At 60.1% G+C, this 24,000-nt stretch carries 22 protein-coding genes, 1 tRNA gene, 1 pseudogene and 1 riboswitch; of the genes and pseudogenes, 14 read left to right on the forward strand and 10 right to left on the reverse strand.

The window, feature by feature from the left end; all coding sequences use genetic code 11:
• Positions 1-33: 33 nt before the first annotated feature.
• Positions 34-1,476: a diaminopimelate decarboxylase gene (gene lysA / locus ACHMXB_RS22090; protein WP_395405901.1), complete on the reverse strand. Its 1,443-nt coding sequence runs from the start codon at positions 1,474-1,476 to the stop codon at positions 34-36.
• 239 nt (positions 1,477-1,715) lie between these two features.
• A riboswitch (glycine riboswitch) is annotated at positions 1,716-1,814 on the forward strand.
• A 147-nt stretch (positions 1,815-1,961) separates the two neighbouring features.
• Between lysA and ACHMXB_RS22095 the strand changes: the two are divergent.
• Positions 1,962-2,642 (forward strand): annotated as a pseudogene (locus tag ACHMXB_RS22095) (glycine dehydrogenase (aminomethyl-transferring)); the annotation flags it as partial.
• A gap of 89 nt (positions 2,643-2,731) precedes the next feature.
• On the opposite strand, the gene ACHMXB_RS22100 reads toward ACHMXB_RS22095, so the two are convergent.
• Positions 2,732-3,082 carry a DUF3846 domain-containing protein gene (locus ACHMXB_RS22100; protein ID WP_395405903.1) on the reverse strand — a complete coding sequence of 117 codons (351 nt, stop codon included), beginning with the start codon at positions 3,080-3,082 and terminating at the stop codon, positions 2,732-2,734.
• Between the two features lie 83 nt (positions 3,083-3,165).
• The gene (locus ACHMXB_RS22105) at positions 3,166-3,597 is read right to left on the reverse strand and encodes a hypothetical protein (protein WP_395405904.1); all 432 of its coding nucleotides are present in this window, start codon (positions 3,595-3,597) and stop codon (positions 3,166-3,168) included.
• Positions 3,598-4,131: 534 nt separating this feature from the next.
• Here ACHMXB_RS22105 and ACHMXB_RS22110 point away from each other — a divergent pair.
• From ACHMXB_RS22110 to ACHMXB_RS22135, 6 genes are all read left to right on the forward strand, one after another.
• Positions 4,132-4,437: a hypothetical protein gene (locus tag ACHMXB_RS22110; RefSeq protein ID WP_395405906.1), complete on the forward strand. Its 306-nt coding sequence runs from the start codon at positions 4,132-4,134 to the stop codon at positions 4,435-4,437.
• Between the two features lie 46 nt (positions 4,438-4,483).
• A complete protein-coding gene (locus ACHMXB_RS22115) occupies positions 4,484-4,924 on the forward strand; it encodes a hypothetical protein (protein WP_395405908.1) in 441 nt (146 codons plus the stop codon).
• A gap of 36 nt (positions 4,925-4,960) precedes the next feature.
• Entirely contained in the window at positions 4,961-5,503 is a 543-nt protein-coding gene (locus tag ACHMXB_RS22120; protein ID WP_395405910.1) for a hypothetical protein, read from the forward strand.
• A gap of 209 nt (positions 5,504-5,712) precedes the next feature.
• On the forward strand, positions 5,713-6,045 hold the full coding sequence (locus ACHMXB_RS22125; protein ID WP_395405912.1) for a hypothetical protein: 333 nt from the start codon (positions 5,713-5,715) through the stop codon (positions 6,043-6,045).
• Entirely contained in the window at positions 6,026-6,340 is a 315-nt protein-coding gene (locus ACHMXB_RS22130; RefSeq protein ID WP_395405914.1) for a hypothetical protein, read from the forward strand. Before ACHMXB_RS22125 ends, ACHMXB_RS22130 begins: the two co-directional genes overlap by 20 nt.
• On the forward strand, positions 6,327-6,728 hold the full coding sequence (locus tag ACHMXB_RS22135; RefSeq protein ID WP_395405916.1) for a hypothetical protein: 402 nt from the start codon (positions 6,327-6,329) through the stop codon (positions 6,726-6,728). Before ACHMXB_RS22130 ends, ACHMXB_RS22135 begins: the two co-directional genes overlap by 14 nt.
• A 166-nt stretch (positions 6,729-6,894) precedes the next feature.
• On the opposite strand, the gene ACHMXB_RS22140 is transcribed toward ACHMXB_RS22135, so the two are convergent.
• The 6 genes from ACHMXB_RS22140 to ACHMXB_RS22165 all read right to left on the reverse strand — a co-directional run bounded on the left by ACHMXB_RS22140 (position 6,895) and on the right by ACHMXB_RS22165 (position 17,273).
• Positions 6,895-7,671 (reverse strand): sigma-70 family RNA polymerase sigma factor, encoded by a 777-nt coding sequence (locus tag ACHMXB_RS22140; RefSeq protein WP_395405917.1) that lies wholly within the window; start codon positions 7,669-7,671, stop codon positions 6,895-6,897.
• Positions 7,672-8,060: 389 nt separating this feature from the next.
• Positions 8,061-11,177 (reverse strand): type III restriction-modification system endonuclease, encoded by a 3,117-nt coding sequence (locus ACHMXB_RS22145; RefSeq protein ID WP_395405919.1) that lies wholly within the window; start codon positions 11,175-11,177, stop codon positions 8,061-8,063.
• Between the two features lie 5 nt (positions 11,178-11,182).
• Complete coding sequence (locus ACHMXB_RS22150; protein ID WP_395405921.1) at positions 11,183-13,117, reverse strand: site-specific DNA-methyltransferase; 1,935 nt, start codon at positions 13,115-13,117, stop codon at positions 11,183-11,185.
• Entirely contained in the window at positions 13,102-13,803 is a 702-nt protein-coding gene (locus ACHMXB_RS22155) for a DUF4391 domain-containing protein (protein ID WP_395405923.1), read from the reverse strand. The genes ACHMXB_RS22150 and ACHMXB_RS22155 overlap by 16 nt, the downstream gene beginning before the upstream one ends.
• Entirely contained in the window at positions 13,800-17,060 is a 3,261-nt protein-coding gene (locus tag ACHMXB_RS22160; RefSeq protein ID WP_395405925.1) for a helicase-related protein, read from the reverse strand. Before ACHMXB_RS22160 ends, ACHMXB_RS22155 begins: the two co-directional genes overlap by 4 nt.
• 6 nt (positions 17,061-17,066) lie before the next feature.
• The gene (locus tag ACHMXB_RS22165) at positions 17,067-17,273 is read right to left on the reverse strand and encodes a helix-turn-helix domain-containing protein (protein ID WP_395405927.1); all 207 of its coding nucleotides are present in this window, start codon (positions 17,271-17,273) and stop codon (positions 17,067-17,069) included.
• A gap of 328 nt (positions 17,274-17,601) precedes the next feature.
• Between ACHMXB_RS22165 and ACHMXB_RS22170 the strand changes: the two genes are divergently transcribed.
• The 3 genes from ACHMXB_RS22170 (at position 17,602) to ACHMXB_RS22180 (ending at position 19,346) form a co-directional block, all read left to right on the forward strand.
• A tRNA-Leu gene (locus tag ACHMXB_RS22170) sits at positions 17,602-17,684 on the forward strand.
• A gap of 673 nt (positions 17,685-18,357) precedes the next feature.
• Positions 18,358-19,011, forward strand: coding sequence for a helicase associated domain-containing protein (locus ACHMXB_RS22175; RefSeq protein ID WP_395405929.1), 654 nt, complete (start codon positions 18,358-18,360; stop codon positions 19,009-19,011).
• 104 nt (positions 19,012-19,115) lie between these two features.
• Positions 19,116-19,346 (forward strand): hypothetical protein, encoded by a 231-nt coding sequence (locus ACHMXB_RS22180; protein WP_395405931.1) that lies wholly within the window; start codon positions 19,116-19,118, stop codon positions 19,344-19,346.
• A 232-nt stretch (positions 19,347-19,578) separates the two neighbouring features.
• Here the strand turns inward: ACHMXB_RS22180 and ACHMXB_RS22185 are convergent, their stop codons facing one another.
• Complete coding sequence (locus ACHMXB_RS22185; RefSeq protein WP_395405933.1) at positions 19,579-20,883, reverse strand: hypothetical protein; 1,305 nt, start codon at positions 20,881-20,883, stop codon at positions 19,579-19,581.
• A 61-nt stretch (positions 20,884-20,944) separates the two neighbouring features.
• Between ACHMXB_RS22185 and ACHMXB_RS22190 the strand changes: the two genes are divergently transcribed.
• From ACHMXB_RS22190 to ACHMXB_RS22205, 4 genes are all read left to right on the forward strand, one after another.
• Positions 20,945-21,172: a hypothetical protein gene (locus ACHMXB_RS22190; RefSeq protein WP_395405935.1), complete on the forward strand. Its 228-nt coding sequence runs from the start codon at positions 20,945-20,947 to the stop codon at positions 21,170-21,172.
• Positions 21,173-21,285: 113 nt separating this feature from the next.
• Positions 21,286-22,410: a hypothetical protein gene (locus ACHMXB_RS22195; protein ID WP_395405937.1), complete on the forward strand. Its 1,125-nt coding sequence runs from the start codon at positions 21,286-21,288 to the stop codon at positions 22,408-22,410.
• Positions 22,411-22,476: 66 nt separating this feature from the next.
• Positions 22,477-23,115 (forward strand): DUF6308 family protein, encoded by a 639-nt coding sequence (locus ACHMXB_RS22200; RefSeq protein ID WP_395405939.1) that lies wholly within the window; start codon positions 22,477-22,479, stop codon positions 23,113-23,115.
• Positions 23,116-23,614: 499 nt separating this feature from the next.
• Positions 23,615-23,974, forward strand: a complete 360-nt coding sequence (locus ACHMXB_RS22205; protein ID WP_395405941.1) for a hypothetical protein — start codon at positions 23,615-23,617, stop codon at positions 23,972-23,974.
• The last annotated feature ends 26 nt before the right edge of the window (positions 23,975-24,000 follow it).

Consider the following 24,000-nt stretch of genomic DNA (forward strand, 5'->3'; position numbering starts at 1 on the left):
GGGTAATGGGGACGACAACGGCGTGGTGTGGGATCAGCATGAGACATCACGGAGAAAAAGGTCCTCCTCGGTTTCACCGCGGACGATGAGACGCGCCTCGCCCCGGGAAACAGCGACGACAGGCGGCCGCGGGGTGTAGTTGTAGTTACTTCCCAGGACCCAGCAGTACGCGCCGGTTGCCGGCACTGCAAGGAGGTCCCCAGGCTCAACGTCGGAGGGCAGATAGGTGTCTTTGACGACGATGTCGCCGCTCTCACAATGCCTGCCCACGACCCGTGACAGGGCCAATGGCGCCTCTGAACTGCGGGAGGCAAGGGCCGCCGAGTAGTCCGCACCGTACAGTACGGGCCGCGGGTTATCACTCATGCCGCCGTCCACGGATACGTAGCGGCGCTCGAACACATCCGTGCCGTGCTCCACATGGATAGTCTTCAGGGTGCCGACCTTGTAAAGAGTGAAAGTTGAACTGCCCACAATGGCCCGACCCGGCTCGATCGAGATGCGCGGCACATCAATGCCGAGACGCTGACAGGCTTCACCTACGACCGCCGCCATCGCCGTTGCCAAATGCTTCGGCTCCTGGGGATGGTCAACTTCTGTATAGGCGATGCCGTACCCGCCGCCAAGGTCCAGTTCTTTTAGGGACACCCCATGACGGTCACGGATCGAAGCAATGAAGCCGAGGAGCTTCTCCGCGGCCAAGGCAAAGCCGTCAGGCGAAAAGATCTGTGAACCGATGTGGCAGTGGAGACCGAGGAGTTCGAGACTGGGGTGTGCCAACGCTGCATCGACTGCTTGTTCAGCAGCGGATGGATTGCCGTTGACGGAGGCCATGGAGAGACCGAACTTCTGGTCCTCGTGGGCGGTAGCAATGAATTCGTGCGTTTTGGCATGAACGCCTGGGGTAAGCCGCAACAGAATCGGAGCCGTGAGACCACGGCCACGCGCAATTTCTGCCACGCGTTCCAGCTCTTGAAGGCTGTCCACAACGATCCTGCCAATGCCCATATCGAGCGCGCGGTTGATCTCATTGTCCGACTTATTGTTGCCGTGAAGACCCAGCTTCACGCCATCGATACCAGCCCGTGCTGCCAACGCGAGTTCCCCTCCGGAACACGTATCCAGGCGCAGTCCTTCCTCCGCTACCCACTTGGCTACCTCGGTGCACAGGAAAGACTTGCCCGCATAGTAGACATCCACTCCGCCACACAGGGGTGCAAAGGCTTCATTAAAGGCATCACGGAAGGCCCGTGCGCGGCTGCGGAAGTGGTCCTCGGAGATGATATAGGCGGGTGTCCCGAACCGTTGAGCCAGCTCAGAGACAGGCAGTCCGGCGATAGTGATTTCACCCGCCTCGGATCGAGACACTCCCTCGGCCCAGATCACCGGATTGAGCTCGTTCGGCTCAGTGGGGACCGTAAGCCACTCAGGGGCGATTGGAGACTTTAACTGTTGGGTTTTCTCTGTCGTCGACATAACTCGATTGAGGCCTCGTTCTGGTTTTTACCGCTGGACGTCTTTGGAAGCGGCCAGGGGACCGTGGGGATTCGTGTGAGTGTCAGTACAACAGGGCAGGCGAACGCGATCAATGAGCATAGGTGAAAGGGATTATGTACAAGGTACAGAAGAGCTTAAGGTGCCTCTCTTTCAGGTTGCAGACCAACATCTGACTCATCTACGGTGTGAAGCGAATCACCTACATCTCAATAGCCTTTCGAGCCGTGGCGGGAGAGTTCTCCCCGTCATCACCGGGCAGCGCCGTAGGAGCAAATCCTCCCCAGGAATCTCTCAGGCCCAAGCACCGCCGCGGCGAGGCAACTCTGGAAAGCAGCCGGGCAAGCCTGGCTCACCGACGGTGCAAGCGGACTACCACTTCCGCGGAATCTCTCAGGTCCAATACAGAGCGGGGAGGAACCCAACCATGCCGCGCCACCCGTGGCCGGCCAGACCTGGAGTTCCTCATGACGATCGCATCCCATTCATCATCCTTTGCTGACCGCCATATCGGCGCGCGTCGCCAGGCCGATGTGAACAGCATGCTCAAAGCCATTGGCTACGACAGCGTTGATGGCCTGGTGGACGTTGCTGTTCCTGATGCGATCCGCCAGTCCAAGCCGCTTGCGCTCAGAGATGCACTGAGCGAGGTTGAGGTGCTTGCAGAACTGCGCCGCCTTGCAGCCAAGAACAAGACCGCCGTTCAGATGATCGGGCAGGGCTACTACGACACCGTTACGCCGCCGGTGATCCGCCGCAACATCCTGGAGGCCCCGGCCTGGTACACCGCCTACACGCCGTACCAGCCGGAGATTTCCCAGGGTCGGCTCGAGGCGCTGCTGAACTTCCAGACCATGGTCCAGGACCTGACCGCGCTGCCTATCGCCAACGCCTCACTGCTCGATGAAGCAACGGCTGTCGCTGAAGCCGTCCTCATGATGCGCCGCGCCAACAAGAACAAGGACGCTCGCGACGGCAAAACTGTCCTGGACGCCGATGTCCTTCCCCAGACCATCGCCGTCGTCAAGGGCCGCGCCGAGGCGCTCGGCTTCGAGGTTGAGGTCGCCGACCTGTCCAAGGGCCTGCCCGACGGCACCATCAACGGCATCGTGCTCCAGCAGCCCGGCGTCTCCGGCCGCGTTTTCAATCAGGGACCGCCCCCGCAGACTGGCCCATCCAACGGAGATGGGCACCCACTTACTCATTTGAGCATTTGAGTAAGCGGGTGCCCGGCCTGTTAGGCGGCTTCCTGTTCCAACCCGAAGAGCTGCTGCGCGAGGTCGATCAGGTGCTGGGGCACATTGCCTTCATCCCCGTCGCGGGTCTCTCCCAGGAACACGACGTTCCCGCAGAAGACGTCTGACAGCATCCGGGTTTTTTCGAGGACCAGCATCGCGGTACGGCGGTTCGGGGGAAGGTTGAGGATTTTGCCTTCCTCGTTCAGGTAGAAGTGCCAGTCATCGCCACTCACGGCTTCGATGTTCCCGGCCACGAGGGTTTGCAGGGTCTCCAACCCGGCGTCGATGGTTTCCACGCGGGCCGGTTCATTCAGGTCGGCGGGGATGATCAGGGCGGTGCAGATGCTCATGAGGGTTTGTCCTCTCTCAGATGATATGTCTTGGGGTGGTGCGGTGCCCCGCCGCTCTCGGCGGGGCACCGGCTCGGATAGGGTTAGGCCGCGTCCGTGAGGGTGCAGGGCATCCGGTAGCGGCTGGGCATTTCGGCGGCGGCTTCGGGCAGGTCGTCGGGGCCTTGGGCCTGTCCGTTCTTCCAGTGGAAGAACGCCTGCTCACTGATCGCGGTCCAGAATCTGCCTTTTGTCCTGAACCAGTAAGTGCGGACGTCGCCCTCGCAATAGGTGGCCATGCCGAACAGGTTGCCGATCTCGTCCGCGGTGCGGATCCCGGCGACCATGACGTAAGGCCACTGGCCCAGGTCCCAGCCGTCGCAGCCCCAGCTGGGGATCACGGCCCAGCCGTGTTCTGCGATGACGTCCATCCAGTCGTACCCGTCGTTCATGTGGTAGTCGATGAGCACGGGTACGTCGTGGACCGTTTCGCCAGTGTCAGCGGTGGTCACGGTCCTCTTAGTGACTGCGTTCATGGTGGTGCTCCTTTTTGCCGAAAGGGTTGGTGGGTGGGGCGGCCAATGGTGACCGGCCAGCTCCCCTTCTCCCCCGTTGTTTTGGCTGCTGGCGAAGCTTGCGGAGCTGTGGCCGACGGAGGCCTGTCTACCCGTGAGGGCAAGGTGCGGGAAATTCCCGGAGGAAATCAGCGACGAAGGAGCGCCGCAGGGAAATTCCCGGACCGCAGGCCCCGACGAAGGAGGGGCTCGACAGGCCGGAGCGGACACGTACAATCCGTCAGGACAGCAGCCAAAACGTCGTAGACAAGACAGGGCCAGGGGGTGAAGGAGCTCTGCGACGGCGCCACCTGGCCCCAACAGCCGGCCGCGCCAGCGGACGCCCACATGGGTGCGAGCCCTGCGAGCATGCACCATCACTTATCCGTGTGGCATGCTCGAAGGCGTAAGCAGCAGGATGTTTACCCCAGGGCAGAGGGCCGCATGCGGCACCGGTTGCGGTCCCTCTGCTTTGCCCTGGGGGGTCATTGGAGTGTTGATGCGAAGGGAAAGCGTATGGGTCTGTCGAGCTGGTTCGCCCGGCTGCGCAAGCCGGCAACGGGTGCTGGTTGCCCCGCCCTCGCAGCGGCGATTGAGCCGAAGGAACAGGAGCCGTCGACTCCTGAGCAGGTGGCAGACCTGAAAGCGGCGTGGGCTGAGCTCGCCGAAGCGGCGAAAGAGTCATCTGCCACGGGCTTTCATGCCTGCTCCCGGGGCGGCAAGCCCTGGCAGGAAGATCCGGCAGCTATTCGGAGCATGGCGGCCCTGCTGCGCCGCGTCAGCGCAGAGGACGCTGCCACGGAGGGCCCTCGGGCCAAGTAAGGCCAGACGGACCTTCATGCCGGCGTTTCTCCTTTAGGCTGGGCCCATGGCCGAGTCCCTTCCGCCGGCACTGCACCCACCGGTCGCGGTTGCCATGGCGAAGCTCGTCAAGACCTTCCCTGGCCCGAACGCACTGCCCGGCGGCCTATGGGCCGAACCCAAATGGGACGGTTTCCGGGCGGCCGCGTTTATTGACGCTGATCAGGTGACGCTGTGGTCCAGGCAGCGCAAAAACCTCACGAAAATCCTGCCGGATCTGGCCGAAGCTCTCGCAGAGCAGGTACCTCCCGGGGTGGTCCTGGACGGTGAGGCCGTCATCTGGAATGGGGACCGGCTGGATTTCGAGGCGCTGCAGCAGCGCATGATCGCCTCCAGGGCCGCTTTGCCGGGCCTGGTCAATGAGCTGCCGGCTTCGTTCGTGGCCTTCGATGTCCTGGCCGTCGCCGGGCAGGACATCCGGGACGTGCCGTTCGCGGGGCGCCGGTAGCTGCTCGAGGAACTGGGCCGGGACTGGACTGCGCCGTTGAACCTCTCCCCCACGACCGGGGACATGGAACTGGCGAAGACTTGGCTGCGGGATCTGCCCGCTACGGGAATCGAGGGTCTCGTATTCAAGGGCGGAGCCCAGCCGTACGAGGCCACCAGGGCGTGGTTGAAGCTAAAACACAAAGACGTCCTGGATGTCGTCTGCGCTGCCGTGATCGGGTCCTTGACCCAACCGCAGGCCATCATCGCCGGCCTGCCGGTGGGCGGCGAGCTGAAGATTGTCGGCCGGTCCACGGTTCTCTCCACGAAAGTCGGACGTGAACTGGGCCAGTACCTCCATGCTGCCGGTCCAGGACACCCCTGGCCTGAAGAGATCAGCGAGTCCTCCCTGAACAGATTCAGCAGGGACAAAGGCCCCGTGCGGCTAACGCTGATCGAACCGGTCGTGGTCGAGGTCTCGGCCGACGTCGCCTGGTCCGGCACGTCCTTCCGTCACCCGGTCACCTATAGGCGCCCACGGCCGGAGCTGGAACCTTCCGAGGTCAGGCCTCCCCCTGAACTGAACGACAGGCACCGCTGACGACGGCGCCGTAGCGGGTTATTCCCAGTGTGGACAGCTTTGAGGTGTGCGGAGGGCTCCACCTGCCCACAATGGGCATAACCCGCTTCAGTTTTTGGGGGTGCCGGTTTTTTGTCGTACCCCGACCTCATAGTTGATGGAAGCGGCACGAGTGGATGCCGCTAAAATTTTCCGGTGTCGTTCGAACATATATTCTAGTAACCGTGGTAATGGGTCCCGAGCAGGCCAAGGCGCTGCACGCGCGGTACGCGAGGCGTGCGCAGCCGATCGGGCTCACCTTGGAGGAACTTGATTTCAAGAACTTTCCGGTCCACAACGTATTTCCGGGGATCCCGGTCAGGGCCTGGCTGCGGTTCCCGAACTGTGCCGAGCTCGTTGAGGGCGAGGTGTTCGCCTGGACGGCGAAGGCCGTTGAGGTCAGATGGCAGGACGGGCCCCTGGCTTATCGCACCTGGGTATGGGCGTCGGCGGTCACCCGCCGCGGCGGGGCAAGCAACAGGAATTTAGGAGAGCGCGTAAAACGTGACAGCAACAGCCAATGAAACATCCCTGAATGTCGCGGTCGACGTGCGGTTCAACCCCACCGGCCGGCCCCTCGCCGTCCGGCATGACGGGCGCTTGTGGGTAATTACCGAAGAACCAGTGCACTGGTTCGAGCGGGACTCCTGGTGGCAGACCCGCACCACCGCGCCAGTTGGTATCGGGAACATCGTTGACATCGAGTTCTGGCGGGTGCAGGTCAAGCTCTCCTCCAACTCGGCACTGCGTACGTTCCTGCTGCGCCGTGACCCCGCCTCCACGCAATGGCTGCTGGACGGCATTGATGATGCCAGCTGAGCTATACCGCTCCCCCATTCCGCAGCAGCTCTGGGACGCGGTCCGTGACGAGTTCGGCCTGCCCGCGGTGGGCCAGGTCCGGGAACGGCTCGGAGCCGCCTCCCCGAACCCGGAACCGGCGTTTCGCCAACTCGTTCGCGTCTTTATCGACGAGGGCACGTTCTGCCCTGGATTCCAGTTCCAGCCGGACCTGTCGCTAAACCCAGTTGTCGTGCGCCTGTTCCGGCGCGCGATAGAGCTCCGGATCCCGCACAACTACTTCGCACTGTGGATGATGACCTCTTGCCCTGCTCTGGGTGGGGCACGTCCAGTGGACCGGCGCGAAGAAAAGCACGGCCCAACGCTGCTGGCAGCGTTGGAAAGCACCCTGGCCCGGGCCGTTGCCTAAACTATGGACGTGAAAGTAACCCTGACCGTAGAAGCCGCTAACGGCCAGCTCAGCTACGTCGAAGCCGAAGGCGCGACGTAAGAGGCAGCCAAGACAGCAGCTCAAGCCCAGATCTCCGAAGGTTTGGTCCCGCCCAGCAACCGGGTGGCGGCCCCGGCTCCCCTGATCAGCGCTGGTCCGCGGTGGCCGTGTTCAGAGCTACTGACTCGTCGTCAAGCAGCCGGAGCTGAAGCCACACTAGGATCCGGGACAGCCGCCGAGACATCTGCATCTGCGAGATGCCGAACCGTTTGCCGAGTTCCACCTGGGTCTCCTCGCGGAAGTAGCGCCGGTACAGCATCTCCCGATCGTCAGGGTCCAGTTCCTGGATTGCCTCGTGCAGGCACACGAGTTCTTCGAGGTGCTCTATCGGCTGGTCCGGAGAGACCAGCCCCTCGCCCCTGGTTGGCCCACCCCAGGGATCCGGGCTGTCCAGCGAGTCGGGATGCATGCTGCTGCCGGCTGCCTGCGCTTCGCGGACCTCGGCCGGTGTGACGCCTAGTTCCGTGGCCAATTCCTGCGCCGAGGGTACACGGCCCAGCGACTGGGCCAGATCAGGGGCAGTGCGCAGGAGCTGCGTCCGGACGTCCTGGATGCGGCGTGGCGGCCGGACGGTCCAGCACCGGTCCCGCAAGAAGCGCTTGAGTTCGCCGCTGATAGTGGGCGCCGCGTAGGCAGGAAAGCTTTCGCCCTTCTCCTCATCGAAACCGCATGCGGCCTTGATGAGCCCCAGATAGGCCACCTGGACCAGGTCTGAGCGCTCCCGTCCGCGGGCGGCGAACCGCGAGGCTAGGGATTCGGCCAGATCCAGGTGATTGAGCACCAGTTGGTTCTGGAATGCATCGTGCAGCCGCCCCGTCCCGGGCGCCGGTTTGGATGACAAAGAGGGCGTGGTTTCCGGCATTGTCGTGCGTTCCTTCGATCGGGATCTCAAGAAAGCCTGCGGCAAGACTTAGAAGAAGCGAATCATAAGCGCCCTTATTACACAACGGGTACCGACGCTAGGCTTACACAACGGGTACCGGCGCTAGGCCGACGGAGCAGCCAAGCCGCAGGACGGCTACTGTGAGGAACCGGTGCTCTATCCGGTTCCTCACACCTGTCTGGCTAGCGGAGGCAGTGCTAGGCCGTCACCGGAGCTACTTGAGGAGCCGAACCAGAAGGAACGCGTAGACGGCTGGCAGAATGTATTTCTCCGCTTGAATGTCGTGATCCCCGCCGCGGACAGTCTCTGACTGATCCCATACGGCGACTGATTGGTCGGAGCACATTCGTGTGTGGTCATGTTTCAGGTCATAAGCCGGCATACTCCTGGTCCTTCAAACCATTTGCGGCCCCAGCTGCTACGAGCTGCATAAGCTGGCTGTAGTCGGTCACAACGTCGTATGTGACGTTCTCATGGTGCTTGGCGTTCAGCTCCATGAAGAACTTGCGGGCGCATTCGATCTTGGCTTCCTCAATTCGGCGAAGCTGCATCGAGGACAGCGAGCCCTTGGTCTCAGCAACGAAGTAGACATGTTTGACGGCGCCTTCTTTGAAAGCGATGGCCCAATCTGGGTTGTACTCGCCAACTGGAGTTGGGATGAAGAAGCCCCGGGGCAGCTTGGCGTAGACGACAACCTCGTTGCTGGTGTCAAGGTCGTTGACGAAGGCACGTTCGCCCTTCGAGTCGGTGATCACGTAGTCGTAGATGTGCTTTTTCAGTTTCTCCCCAGCCTTGGCAAAGTCTTGCTTCGTCTGGTTGGCGGTGAAGATCGCGGTGTCGTGTCGATCGGAGAGCGTGTCGTACGTTAGATGTTGAACGATCACGGTGGCCTTCTGCTCATTGATCAGCCGCGCGGCTTCGGTGATGAAGTGCTCGGGGTTCTGCCGGTACTTCGCAAAGGTTGCCGGCATCACCGCTGAAAGGACGGCGGCCGCTGTCCGGCGGGTGAGCTGGGTCTTTTCTGTGATTTCACCGAGCAGGTCGTAATGGACCTGTGAGGCCGCCGAGATCGTCTCTGTATGTGTATTCGTCGAGCTAACAGTGAACCCGGCCCCGGCCGCCATGGCGTCAGCGTCAAGTTCAGCGTTCTGCTCGCCGGACTGCACGACGTACTGCATCGCAGTGACATTCAGATGGGCATCGAGCGCCGCGACGCATTTCGCGACAAGTTCGGCCGAATCAAATTCGACTTGGTAGACCGCTTTGTGGTTGATGCGGTTCCAGAGCTCCTTGAACTCCTTCTTGGCGAAGTTCTCCTCGTTTAGGGGAATCCGCTTGGGTTTGCGCCCATCATCTGGCTGAGGGACGCCTACAAAGAGCGCATCTACGAGCGGCCAGAGCTGATCAATGACCGGCTTGAGCACGTCCGAGTTCGGCTCAGCGAGAGTGCCAGCGTCTCGGGCGGCCTTGTAAGCGTCGGAGATGGTGTCGTCATCGTCAATGTAGTCGTTCTTCACGAGGTACTTATACAGCGCATTCGCTAGCGCTTCCTGGACGATGCTCTCCCCCGATTCAGTGACGAACGTCTTGCCCGCGAAGTACTTGACGCTGGCCTTCCGGGGACGGGAGGCCAATGATTGGCCGATCTCTTTCTGTAGTCCCGCCACGAAGTCGGTGTAGGACTCGTCAGTTACCACGGTCAGCTCGTTGATGTCGTGAACGGTGGTGGGGTTGTCCATCCGCTCGCCATGCTGGTCCACAGCTAACCGCAGACCACGGCCGATCTCCTGGCGGCGCGAGACGGTGTTGTCGCTCTTCTTGAGCATGCCCATGACAAATACGTTGGGGTTGTCCCAGCCTTCGCGCAGTGCAGAGTGGCTGAAGACAAACCGGACTGGTTCCGCGAAGGACAGCAGGCGCTCCTTGTGCTTAAGGATCAGGTCATAAGCGCCGACATCCGTGGACTGGCCCGCGTCCTCACCACGTTTAGCCACGCTGGGGTCCACCAACCGCTTGGTCTTCTTGTCGATCGAGAAGTAGCCCTGGTGCGTTTTCTCTACGTTGATCGACTCCAAGTGTTGCCTGTATGCCTCCGCATCGGTATCGAAGTCCAGCTGACTCAGCTCATCGGCCACCAGCGCACGGTACTCCTCCTCGAAGACGCGCGCGTAGTCTCCGAGCGTGTCTTCACGCTCGTAGTCGCGGTATTTGGCCACCTCGTCGATGAAGAACAGCGACAGCACCTTGATGCCCTGTGCGAAGAGCTCGCGCTCCTTATCTATGTGAGCACGGATGACCTCACGGATCTGGATGCGGCGCTTCGCTTCTTCGGTCACGTCGGTGGTGATTTGGCCGGAGGCCACGATGCTGCCGTCGCTGAGTTCGATGACATCACGGTTGGCGTCGATGTTGGTAATAACGAGGTCTTTGTATGCCTCAATCCCGCCCGATATGTCATGGAGTCGGGCCCCTAGGTCGAGCCGCTTGACCTGCCGCTTGATTCCGCTCTTTGTTTGTACTTCCAATTCGACCCGCGCGCGGGGCTTCGCCCCCTTTGCGATCTCGATCGCGTCCAGGTACAGGTATGCTGTGCTTCCTGCCAGGCCCTTGACCGTGATGCCGCGCACGGAGATCCTCTTCACGAGTTTCTGGTTGTAGGCGTCCAGTGCGTCCAGCCGGTGCACCTTGTTGTGCTCCACCTTATGGGTCGCCGAATAGCGCAGCACCATCAGGGCATTGAACCGGCTCAGTGCCTCCAACGACTTTGCCGCTCCAATCTTTTGCGGCTCGTCAATGATGACGATCGGCCGGTTCGCGCTTATCACGTCAATGGGACGGCGCGACTGGAAATCGTCGAGCACGTCGTAGATGCGCCGGTTGTCCTTGCCAGTGGCATTGAACGCCTGGATGTTGATGATCATCACCTGCACCCCGGCGTCAGAGCTGAAACGCTCCAGTTCCTGTAACTGCAGGGAGTTGTACACGAACGAGCGCGGCTTAGTACCGTAAATCTGCTGGAAGTGCTCGGAGGTGACGTCGAACGACTTCTTCACGCCTTCGCGGATGGCCACGCTCGGTACGACGACGATGAATTTGCTCCACCCATAGCGCTTATTCAGCTCCATGATGGTTTTGATGTAGACGTAGGTCTTGCCGGTTCCGGTCTCCATTTCGATATCGAGGTTCGGAGTACCTGGCGCTGCCGCCTTACTCGACACCAGTGTCTTCGATAGGGGCAGATTCCTGCTGCGCTGCCCCGCCTGAATGTTTTCCAGTAACTGCACAGCATTCAAGGCGATATCCGCGTTACGTAGGCCGGAGTCCCGTGTCTCAGGAATGTCCAACGTCGGCTCAGCGGATTTCGCGCCACGACCCGGGTCGATCCGGTAGGAGATTCCATCGTGACGGGGTTGCCCAGCGAAGCAGTCGACCACCGCATCGACGGCATTGGTCTGGTATTGCTGAACCTTGAACTGAAGCTTCATAGGGCTCAAATCGCCTTCACGTCTGTGGCGGGCGAGACCTCGGCGAACACCTGTTCAGCGTTGATGCGATCAGCGTCCGTCGCGAATCCGGAGTCACGGAAGACGGCCCGAAGGGGCTCGCGGCGCGCAATCTCACGCACCAGGGTCGGAGTTACCTCAGCATCGAAGCACGCAACCAGCGCGCCGTCCTCGACAACAAACACGTCACGCCCGTCAATCCGTTCGACTGCAATCGGCATCGTCAACTCCAGACCCCAGTCGAGCAGCACCTGAAATAGCAAGTCCTCGCCAGTGCGGTCGGACTTCACGCTGTCGGAGTAGAGGGTTAGTTCCTCTTGGCCAAGCATGTCGGGGGTGCGGCGCACATCGAGCATATTTGTCGAGTCGACCTTGAGGACGCGGAAGCCTAGGTCCAACCCCTCGGCAGTAAGTCCGGCCTCGCCGGCTACTTTTGCGGCAGCACGACGAATTCGCTCCTTGGACAGGTCAGCGATCGTTGCGAAGCCGGCTTTGGCCGCCTCCGACTTCGGATCCGTTTCCTCGTTCAGTTGGGTCATGATGAACCGCCGGCTACCGCCGTCAGCTGCGTTGGCAAGCATGACCGCGTGGGCAAGCGATGAACTCCCAGCAAAGAAATCCAAGACGATGCCGTCTGCGCTGGATCCAATTTCGATGAGTCGCCCCATGAGTTGAAGCGATTTCGGGAAGTCCATTACTGCCCGGCCGAAGAGGTCCTTCACGGCTTTTCGCCCGTAGTCGTTGTTAAACTCAGGCTCGAGCCAGAGGGACTTCACCAGGGTCTTCGCAATCTGACCGTTGTCACCGTACAGATAGTCCTTGCGGTGGACGCGCCACTCCACGCCGGACTTCTCGGCAAGAAGTAGATCATTATCGTTGATTACCCGCTCCCGCCCCCATGTCCAACAGGTTTTTGTGCCATCCGGGGCATCTGGATATACCTCGACAGTGAACTCACCGCCGGGTGTGGTCGAGACTCCTCCGCTTGTCGGCGACACATAAAGGGGGTAGTAGAGGTTGGGCCTAGTCTGCGGGTTGAATGCCTGGTTCCGGTTTCTCAGCCCCAACAGCCGAAACGGGCCGCCCTCGTCCGATCGTTGATACTCGTCCGCCATCCGACCGTCCTTCGCAATGCCCGTGATCGCATCAGACGCAGCGTTTCTCACGAAAACGAGGATCGACTCATGCGTCTTGGCCACGAAGCGGTCGAGGTGGCGTCCTCTCGGATTCACCTGCACCGCCAACTGCGCTACAAAGTTATTTGCACCGAAGACTTCGTCACCAAGCCTGCGGAGGTTGGCGCTCTCGTTGTCATCAATGGAGATAAAGAGCACTCCATCGTCCGCGAGCAAATTCCGCGCCAACTTCAGTCGCGGGTACATCATGCTGAGCCAGTCAGAATGGAATCGTCCGTTGGACTCCGTGTTGGCGACGAGTCGGTTACCTGCATCGTCGACCTGTCCAGATTTGGCCAAGTACTCTTCGGTTGTCTCGGCGAAATTGTCGTCGTACACGAAGTCGTTACCGGTGTTGTATGGAGGATCAATATAGATGAGCTTGACCTTGCCGAGGTAGGACTCCTGAAGCAGCTTCAGAGCCTCGAGGTTGTCGCCTTCGATGAAGAGGTTACGCGTGGCATCGAAGTCCACCGACTCATCGCGGACCGGGCGAAGGGTCTTCGCGATGGGTGCGTTTGCGGCGAAGAGCGCCTCACGCTTGCCGGGCCAATCGAGCTGATAGCGCTCCTGCGGACCCTCAATAATGTGAGCGGACAGCTCCTGTCGCAGCAGGTCGAAGTCGATCGCCCTCGTGGCGTTACCGTCGTCGTCACGTCCCTCGGTGATGACTGTGGGGAACAGTTCGGCGATCTTGTCGATATTCCGCTCAGTCAGGTCGGGTGAGTGCATCAGCAGTTTGTCCACGGGGTGTCCTCGGTAATAGGAGTTGCAGTGTCAATAAGGAGGGCAAGCTCAGCCGTCTTTGCCCGGAGCTGGCGCCGTAGTTCCACTTTGCGGTTGAACTGCGGTTCGGTTCGGAGCTTCTTTTCCAGGGCAGCGACGTCGCGTTCGAGCTTGCTTGCCTGACGCAGCCTGTCGGTTGCCGCCACCATGTTCTCTCCAGGGCGCGTCGCCATGGGCAGGATTGGCGTCAGAAGGCCAGCGTAGAGTCCGGCTAGATCGAGGGAGGGAGGTAACGGGGCCCGCTGCGCGTCGGGCGCATGCCATTCCGTAGTGAAGTAGGCGCTGAGCCGCGGGCTCGCGGCGTCGAGCTGCTTGTGAGACGCGACCATACGCGTGCTGCCAGTGGGGCGGCTGATCTCGAAGATGATAGGGAACGGCACGGCCCTGTCGATGACGGTGAGTACGTCTTCGCTGACATCATCCGCCTTGACCTCGATACTGAAGACCTGGATCTCGGGCACGGACTCGTCACCGCGGAGGTTGATGGTCTCGTCAGCGAGCTTGTACGCCCAGATGATGCGATGGACCTCGGAGACGAATTTGTCGCGCACTGTGGCTGGGATGGTCGAATGCTCGTAGAACTTGCTCTTGGGCACAACTCGGCCGAACTTGGCGGCCGCAGGCCAGCGGTACAGCGGCGCGCTCATTCTGCCGCCGTAGCGGGGTTCACAATGGCGAGAAAGGCGATCAGTTCGAAGTCGTCGAGCCCGCCGATGGTCTGGGTTAGCGCGGTTGTGTGCCCGGCGGTAAAGAGGCTGTCGAGGTCACGTTCCTCGGTCACGTCGATCATGGAACGGATCGCGGCCGTGAGCAGCTCCGAGTATCGGCTCATGTCTGAGCCTTCGAGCGTGGAGGCGTTGAAGGCCCGGCAAACGTCAGCGACGGGTTCGTCGTGCGCGCGGCATCCTGCGCGGATGAGGTCCAGCATACGCTTGACCTCGGTGTGGTCGGCGATCACGTTGCCCTCGTTGTCTAGGTAGACAAGGTAGTGCGGGTGCAGACGGTTTCCACGGTTGATTGTCTCGTCGGCGTTGACATTACGTAGCGCGAAGAGGACGCCGGCCCGCAGGCCAATATCTGGCCGCGCGGGGACGACAGCGTGCAGGCCCTTAGGGGCGGCGGTGAGGTCGCCGTACTCCTTGACATAGCCAAGCAGGTCCATGCGGAATTCATTGAGACCAAGGTCCGTGATGGACACGCCGGTGCGCACGTCCTCCAGCTCGATGACCTCGTCCTGCAGCTTGCGAAGCTGTTCCTTCCGGAACGCGGTGTCGCTTGACTCCTGGGTAAGTACGTTGTCGTCCGCGGTCGCGGCGAGGTCGGCGATCACCATGCGGTTCTCGACGCGTTCCTTGAGGTTGATGTACTCATCCAAGGAGATGTCCGGCCAAAAGTTTACGAGTTGGATGTGCGCGTTCGTGGAACCGATGCGATCGATGCGACCGAACCGCTGAATGATCCGCACCGGGTTCCAGTGAATGTCGTAGTTGACCAGATAGTCGCAATCTTGGAGGTTTTGTCCCTCGCTGATGCAGTCGGTGCCGATGAGCACCTCGATTTCACGCTGCTCGTTCGGCATGGCAAGGTGGCGAGACTTCGACCTCGGTGAAAACAGGGTGAGCACTTGCTGGAAGCTGAAACCCTTGCCGAGCGTAGTTCGGGGGTTGCCCTGCCCGGTCACCACCGCCGTGTCCATGCCCTCCCGCGCGAGTTGTGGGGCGAGTTCGCGATAGAGGTAGGCGGCGGTGTCGGCGAAGGCCGAGAAGATGAGAACCTTTCGGTTGCCCGCATTGATTGGCGTGGCAATCTTGCTTTGGATGCGCTGCTTTAGTGCCTGGAGTTTCAAGTCGTGCTGCGCAGTAACGACGCTGACCCCTGCCAACAGTTCAGCGATCACGCCCGCGTCATGAGCGAGGTCACGCCGCCAGGATTCGATGTCCATATCGGCGAGGTCGATCTTTACCTTTGTGCCGACGGTGCCGCTAGAGGGGAACTCAAAGTCGTCGTCATCGGCTTCAAGGTCGCCGACGGACGCCGCGAGATCGTCAACCGAACTGACGTGATTGTCGATCGCAGAAAGTGCCTGCCCGACTGTTCCGCCGAGCTTGGTGAGGGTGATCCGGAACGCCTCGACTGAACTCTCGAGCCGTTTGAGCAGGTTCACCGTCATTAGCTTTTGGATGCCGCGCTCACGGTTCGCATGCCCGAGGTTGGCCATGCTTCCGCTGGCTGCTGGGTCGTAGAGCAGCTCGTACTTCTCTAGCCTGCTCGGGAACACGTAGGTCAGCGGTGCATAGACCGCGAGCGTTAGTGACGACAGCCGCTCGAACATTTCGTTGAAAGATGGTACTCCGGCTAGGTCGGTAAGCGGCGATCGCACTGACTCTGGCGGGAACCTTTCAGGGAATGCTCCAATGTCTGAGGTGTCGTAAAACGCCTGGATTTGCCTGCGGGAGCGGGCGATCGTCACCGCGTCGAGCAGCTCAAAGAAGTCGAAGTCCAGCCTGGAGAGAATCGCGTCGGTAGTGCGCTGCTCGGCGGGGAGCTTTGACCACTCGTTGAATACCCGCTGAGTTTGCCGGAATACTTCCTCAACTGTCGTTGAGATGCCTAGCTTGGCTGACAGGTTCTGTGAGTCGCCTTCATAGGCCAGCGCGAGCTGGTTACGAAGGTCGGTGAAGTGGTTGTTCACCGGTGTCGCCGACAGCATGAGCACCTTGGTCTTCACACCCTGCTGGATGACCTGCCGCATAAGTCGCCCGTAGCGGGTCTCTTTCTCGGTGGTGAAGTCAGCGTTACGGAAGTTGTGTGACTCGTCGATCACGACGAGGTCGTAGTTGCCCCAGTTCACGCGGTCCAGCGGGATGCCAAGCGACTCACCACGAGTGCGCGAAAGGTCCGTGTGGGCGAGCACGTCGTAATTGAAGCGGTCGGACGCGAAGATGTTCGTCGTCAAGTTTGCGTTGTAGTTCGTCCAGTTCTCAGCCAGCTTTTTCGGCGCAAGCACGAGCACCGACTTGTTACGCAGCTCGTAGTACTTGATGACCGCAAGCGCCGTGAAGGTCTTGCCCAGGCCGACGCTGTCGGCGAGGATGCAACCGTTATAGGTCTCCAACTTGTTGATCAAGCCCGTCGCGGCGTCGCGCTGGAAGTTGTATAGGCTCTTCCAGATCGCACTGTCCTGGTACCCAGTCAGATCGTTGGGCAGCACGTCCTCGCTGATGTCGTCGAGGAACTCAGCGAACAAATTGAACAGGATCAGGAAGTAGATACGCGCCGGTGAGTTTTCCGCGTACACAGACGCGATGTGGTCGTGTACCGCCTCGGTCACGTCTTCAAGCTGTGCGGAGTTGTGCCAGATCTGGTCGAAGAGCTGCATGTACTGCGATGTCATCGGTGCGTCATCGAGCTTGGTGACCATATTGGACACAGCGTTGCCGCGTTCATAGCCAAGATCTGCTGATGTGAAACCTTGGAGCGGCAGGTACGCCGCCTTATCGTCAACGATGGCGAACTGCTGCATAGGAGCGGCCGTCTTGTTCGATCGGAACCTCACTTTGCGCCGCACCCACTCAGCACACTCGCGTGCGATGGCCCGCTGAGTCATCTTGTTGCGCAGACGAATCTCAAACTCGGAGCCGTACAACGTCGACTCGCCATTCCGGCCACGCGGGATGAAGAACTCGCGCTGTTCCTTTGGGAGTCTGTCTGTTGCTTTGGCGGTCACGAAAGAGGGCGAGGTAAAGATGAATTTCAGTTCCTCTAGGTGCTCCAGCTCTTTGCGTAGAGCCTCGAACGCGAAGATCGAGAAAGAAGACGCTGCGATACGCAACCTCGAACCCGTGGCAATCTCTGCCTTGAGATCGTCGCCAAGCAACTCGTTAACGTTATCGATGATCTGCACGGGCCGTCATTCCCCCTTGTCTGACGAACTCGGTGACTCCTCAGCCGCACCGCCGCTGCGCACCCACTCATCAACTTCGGTGATCTGGAACTTCCAAAGACGACCAACCTTATGAGCTGGCATACCCTTATTAGCAATCCAGGAGTAGACGGTGTCCTTGATCACGCCAAGATGCTCAGCGACCTCCTCAGCGGACATCCAGGACTCCGTCATCCATACCTTTCTGACCCAGTTTCTCCGAGTTTCTCAAGTCAAGTGCCAGTGTATCCCTTCGCACTGGGCCCAGAGTGGCTTGTCCATGGGTCTTTCGCGACGGGCGGCATAAAACGCGCACAGCACGGCCAGCCGCCTCCTCTCTTCCTGTCCGGCGAGCCGCCCAAGAGGGCGAATCGTGCGTTATGCCGTCGACTCCGCCCTCTGGGTTCCCCGTTTCACCGCACTTGCGCCTTGAGACTCGCATTTGTCCGTTATGCTTGCTCTCTCTGCTTACATAGGCTGCAACTCCGGATCCGGAGCTGTGGAACTGCGTAGAAGAGGTTGCGCGCGAGTGGCGGAACGGCAGACGCGCTGGCTTCAGGTGCCAGTGTCCGAAAGGGCGTGGGGGTTCAAATCCCCCCTCGCGCACGCATTGTGGTGAGTCGATACATCCTTCACGGATGAGTCGGGTAATCGCGTATACCCCGGTCTTCGGACCGGGGTATTTTTCTTGTCCTGGCCCAAGGTTTCCGGGCTAGGACTTCAGGTGCTCCAGCGCCGTGGACGACTGCATCTTTGAGAACACTTCTAGCGCCCGGGTGATTAGTTAGGGGCCCCGTTAGAGACTTGCTCGTAGTCGAATTCCTGTTGCCTGCCCGCGCTTACGTGCTCAAGACTTTTAGCACTGTGATGGACGTTTTCGGCCGGGACGATTTGTGGGTAGTGATGGTTTCCTGGAGCCCTCCGAGTTCTTCATATTCCTGGTCCCAGGCACCCTTCAACATGTCCAAGGCATACCGGAGTTCTGATGTGTCGTTCAGGTAGGAAGCCTCCGTCGCCCACAGGGCACCTTTCCCCACGATGCCCATCATCCCCGAGGCGCTTGTGTAGTGATTCCTTGGAGCTGGGACACGGTGCAGCCATCACGCCAGCAGAGACTCTCAAACGGGTACATTCCGGCGCAATTTCAGAAGTTATCCCTGAGCAGCAACTCCGTGCCGCCAGTGGCTCAGACTTTCCATAACGTACGGAGATGGATAATGAGATGGCTGGTCTGTGAAACCGGGATCCAGAGATGAGCTGAAGCGGCTGGAAGGCTTCGATGACGCAAATGAAACACAGGGCACCGCATCCGGAATGGGTGCAGATGTATCAGCGGGGAGTCCCGTCCGCGAAGATCGCAGCCGAGGCGGGCGTGGCCGCAAACACCGTACGCTACCACCTCCGCATAGCAGCACAGGCGGCGCCATCCATCAGGGACGAACACAAAGCATCTGTCGGCTCAGTCACCAGGAACACCCCCGCGGGAGTTCGGAACATGAACGACATCATCGCGCTCTACAAGGCAGAAGGCAGGCTCCCCTCTACAGGCGCGGCTTCTGCCAGGGAGCGAACCTTGGGTGTATGGCTCCACCGCCGCCGGCAGGACTACGCCCAGGGGACCCTCTCCGCTCTATACAGGGAAGGCCTTAGTGCCATTCCCGGATGGAACAATCCGTCTACCCGCAAAGTCGAAGACGAAGCGCGATGGGACAGGCGTCTAGTTGAGGTCAGGGAGTACATGGGCCGAGGCAACGACTGGCCCCGGCACAAGAAAGCCGACACTGAAGAAGAAAGGATCCTAGGCGTCTGGCTCCATATCCAAAGGATCAAGCACCGCAATCACGGACTCGACCACAACAGGGAAGCCAGGCTGAATGCTGCCCTTCCCGGGTGGCGCTGGGGACGAGCACCGGGGCGGCTTCCCCGTCTCTAGCCCGCTCAACGACGCCCTGAACCGGGAGGGACCCGGGAACCTCCCCAACGTGCTCAAGGAGATGGCTCCGCGGCTGGCCCTCGTGGCCGGTGTGATGACCGGCTTTGTCGGCACGGGCCCTGTCCCGCCTGCCCCTTATCGGCGGCCTGTTCAAATTCATCAACGTGCCGATGGGCATTTTCATGGCCCTGCTGGCCACCAGCGCCCCCCTCCGGGACGCCGGGCACATCGCCATCGTCATCGCGGACAACGGCAACGGCTCCATCAACGTCCTGTCCCAGAACCCCGGCCCGACGCACAAGGTGAACCTGCTGAAGACCGGGCTTCAGGGCTAACGTTATACCTCGCACGACTTATTGCACGGTGAAGGTCCCCCAACTGCAGCCAAGCCAGACGTATGGCCGTGTCCCACTTCCTTAGGAGTGGGACATCCTGCCAGTGTCGCTCCCGCGCCTGGGAACATAGGGAACTTAGCGTCATCTGCGCGTCCCGGAGGTTATGCCAAAATACTGGTCTTTCGCCCTCGTCCAAAGTTGAGTTTAGGGACGATCCGGTGGCAGCCGGCGCTCACGCCCCGTTAGGTTGGTCCGCACTTTTCATAAGCTCTGACTTCGCATCACTTTCCTGGGTGGAGTGTTCAGTTTCAGATTCGCGCCGAGACCGGATCTGATCTGCAAATCCCAAAAAGGAGTCTTCCACAGCGGTACCGATGGCCTTGGGGGCAGCTGCTACTCCCGTCGTGACAGCCGTCGCTGCGCCGACGACTCCGCCGCTGACTTCTTGGGCCAGGTCCAAAATTGATTCGTGCCAGGCGCGGCGGTCCGTGTGCTGGGATATGGCGGGCATGCCGAAAGCGTCGGAAAACGCGCTGAGAAGCGCTCGGATCTTCTCGGTTGACTTTTCCAGTCTGGTTGCAGCAAAGGGGCTGGCAACACGATGGAAGGCTTCTACCCGTCCGGCACTTTCAGCAGCGTTTGCAAGGGCTTGGACCGTCTCTTTGGTCTTCGCCAGAAGATCCTCGTTAGCCCGCTTCACTTTTGCCGCCTGGCGCACCGCTGACGCCTCGTCCTGTGTTCTGGCGTGAGCTATTTCCAGCGCGTCCATGCGCGCCATGTTTGCGAGACAGATAGCGGCGAGCACGAGCCAGTGCTGGAGTTCCCCATTACTCGCCAGCTCAGCGCTTTCCAGTTTTTTCTTGAGAGGCTCGGCCGAAAGTCCTTGCGTCAGGGTGTCGATGTGCCCGAGAGCTGTGTTGAGCAGCTGGGCTAACTCTGTCGGGTGAGAGTCTATCTGGCCCCAATCTGTGGCGGTGATTGTCCCCGTCTCTTCGAAGTCCCTATAGATTTTTGAAAGCACGTGTGTGATGCCTTGAACGTTGCCCATCTCCCTGGTGCGGCTGTCCTGCAGCACGCGGTCGAGCTTAACGTCCAGCCTCTTGACCAAGTCCTCAAGGTTCTTGATGGCCATGCGCAGAGCCATGGCGGCGGCAAGGGCATGGGCGTTAGCTACTGACGCTGGATTGATTCCGTTCGCTTGGACGAGATCAACGAAGGTTTCAAAGCGGCCTCCTTCCCCACGTATGGCTGCACTGAAAACGCCGTTGGCAGGAGGATTGAAGGAGCTAAATTCCTGAAATTTGGCCAGCGATTCTGGAGTCATTTGGAACCAGTTTCCCTTTGCCGTCATTCCGACAGCGCCCAAGCCGCTCACTGCTGCCGCTGTATCGGCAATGGCCTGGCCCACGGGAACCGCCGCTGTGGGATCGACGTCCAGGCGTTCGAATAATGCCGCAAGGGCAGCCGGGTCCCCCACCGCAATGGCGGATTCTCCTTCAACATGCAGTGCAATTTCCCCGGTGTCTTCTGGCTCCATAGGAGCATTCTCACACAGTGCTAATCTCGCTTGACCAACCACTGCAGTTACGGAGAACACCATGGCGGGAAAACAGGACAAAGCAATTGGCCTGTTGAAGAACAGCGGGACGAAGGCGAAGGCCGGCGGAGCGAAGCTTTACTCCCTCGCCAAAGACCCTGTCGTGCAAGCAAAAGCGAAGAAGCTGGCTGAAGAAGGTCAAAGGTTGTACCGCGCAGCGACAAGCCCGGAGGCCAAGCAGGCGTACAGGCAGGCAGCGGAAATTCTGAAGAAGGCACGGAAGAAGTAGCCGTCAAGGCTACGTGCCCTCCAATACTGTTCCTGGTCTAGGGGGTAGGCTCGGCAAAAACGTTCGCTGCTTACCGAAGGATCTCATTGCCTCTAGAAATCGGCCTCTGGCGCGTGACTGATAAGGCGGTCCAACTAGCACCCGCCAAGATGCCCTTGGAATCCCGCCTCGAACAGCTCATCCTGGACGATCCCGCCATCCTCGAGACTGAACTACTTCTGATCGGCCATCAAGTCTTAACCGGTCACGGAAAATTCATCGATATCCTCGGCATCGACGTCGACGGGACGGTTCACATTGTTGAGCTCAAGAGGGACAGGACTCCCCGTGAGATCGTCGCGCAGGCGCTGGACTACGCATCCTGGGTGCAGGGCCTGTCGAACGAAGACCTGCGGGACATCTTCCACAAGCACAACCCCGGCACAGATTTCGATGTCGCATTCGCCGAGCGCTTCGGCGGGACACCGACCCCGGATGATCTCAATGAGGCCCACTCGATTACTGTTGTGGCCAGCGATCTGGATGACAGCACCGAACGCATCGTTCAATACCTAAGTGCCACCTACGCGGTCCCGATCAACGTCATGCTCTTCCGCTACTTCACGGACCAGGGCAACGACTACCTCGCGCGAACCTGGCTTATCCCCGCGACGCAGCAGGCCGTGCCATCCAGCGGAGGAGCGCACCAGCGGTCTACCAAAGCCGCGTGGAATGGCTCCGACTGGTATGTGGCATTCGGCCTGGAAAACTCAACACGCAGTTGGGACGATGCACGGAAATACGGCTTCGTTTCCGCCGGCGGCGGCGAGTGGTACTCCAGATCTTTGCGGAAACTCCCCGTCGGTGCCCGCATCTTCGTATACGTCCCCGGCCACGGCTACGTTGGCGTCGGAACAGTCACCGGACCGGCGCAGCCGGCACTGGAAGCGACACTCAAGGAAAACGGGGGAGATCGATCATTCAGTCAGCTGGACCTCAGCGGTGATTACGGATTGCTCAACACTGCCGCTGGCCAGGATGGCGTTGACACTTATGAGTACATAGTGCCCGTTTCATGGGAACGAACGGTTGATCTTTCGGAGGCTTTTTGGCTTAAGGGGCTCTTCGCAAACCAAAACAGCGCATGCAAGCTGCGCCACGAATTAACGCTTACAGAAGTGTCCAAGGCGTTCCGTTTGGACGCCAACAAGGCCACGCCCGATCACAGCAGCAGGCCAGGGACTACGTCCGTTCGCTAACCTCCATTCGCGAACCGCATTGGGGGCAATCACGATATGACTCGAGAAACAGCGCAGACACTCACTGTGGCCGGCCATGTCCGCACTTTAGAAGAGGCAATGGCGGTTATGCAGAAATATCCGCGGAAGACGCCTGCCGCGTTTGATTATTTGGGTGCTGGACAGCCAGGGCACCTCACGGCTCAGGAAGTCATCCGAACCCGCAAGATCAGTTCCCGGATCTCGAACAAGGAAGTCACCTTCTTCGTTGAGACAGCGGCAACGGCACCGTGGGTGAATCCAGCCGCTGACCTCGGCAACGCGAACCCAGATCTCGTTGCTGTCGACGAGAGATTGTTCTCCGAGATGACTGATCTCTACTGGCATTTCGCTCAAAGTGCTCCCAGCGGCGTGAGCTTCGCGAAGATTTCAAAGGTCTTGCACCTAAAACTCCCGCACCTTTTCCCCATCCTGGACAGCCACGTAGCGCGCTCCTATGCCCCGGCGGCAAAGCGGCTCCGAAGGGATTACCCGCAGTTCGGATGGCGTCGACGCACGTGGATCGCCGTACGCAATGACCTACTCGAGGCGCGCGCGTCCGGAGCGTTAGACGAACTGCGGCGCCAACTTCGCTCATACGAGTCGGCGGACACCAACAGGCAGCGGGAGGTCCGGCTACTGGACGGGCTGACGGATCTCCGCCTTCTGGACATCCTGGTCTGGTAGAAGTGCCTGTCGCGTTTCCCGGCTACTGCAACCGTCCCAAGATCGTACCGAACCAATTGAACCTCGCCGCGCATTAGCGACCTGCGCCAGCCACGGGACTTTGAGGTACACCGAATGAAGAGCATTCATTGTCGCTCATAGGCTGTGCTGTGCTGCTGTTTCAACCGAGAGGTTTATTTCCTCTTCTGCGGCGATGCCGCGATCCCGACGGCCGTGCGGGCAGTATCGGTTGGTTGTTTCCCGAACCGGAGACTTCTGGGATCCCCTGTATGATCGCGGAGGCTCGAATAAAGAGTTCGAGATCTGGAGCCTTTGGGGGACTGAATTGATAAGAAGAGTTGGCCTGTTCGTTGTTGCAATCCTGCCGGTAGCGGGCTGTTCCACAGCCACTCCCACGGCCGCGCCAACGGTAACGGTAACAGCAACCCAAACTGTCACTGCGTCGCCAGCTTTAATCACCCCGCCTGCCGCGCCAGCCAGTGCGGGCACCCGAGTCAAAGTGAAGGAAACCGGGGCCACAGCTACCTTCTTCCAGTACAAGCAGATTCGGGACGAATACAACCAGGACATTGGAGCCTTCGAGGTAGAGGTTTGTCTCGGTGCCGACCCGAAGGACGGCGAGTCAACGCCCTCTGTCTCTTCCCAGAGATGGAGTCTCCGTGATTCCAACAACGGCGTCTATGAGCGGTCAACCGGATATACCGGCGACCCTGTCACTCCGATGTACCCAGACGGCGGTGCCATGAACTGGGGAGAATGCGCACGAGGATGGATCATCATGCCCATCATCGACGGAACACGCATCACTGAAGCCCGCTATATAACGTCAGACGGAAAAGTCTTTTCTTGGAAGGTTTAAGCGCGGATACCGGTCCCGCAACCTGC

Origin of the sequence: Arthrobacter sp. UC242_113 (genome assembly GCF_044054585.1) — a bacterium.
GTDB lineage: Bacteria > Actinomycetota > Actinomycetes > Actinomycetales > Micrococcaceae > Arthrobacter.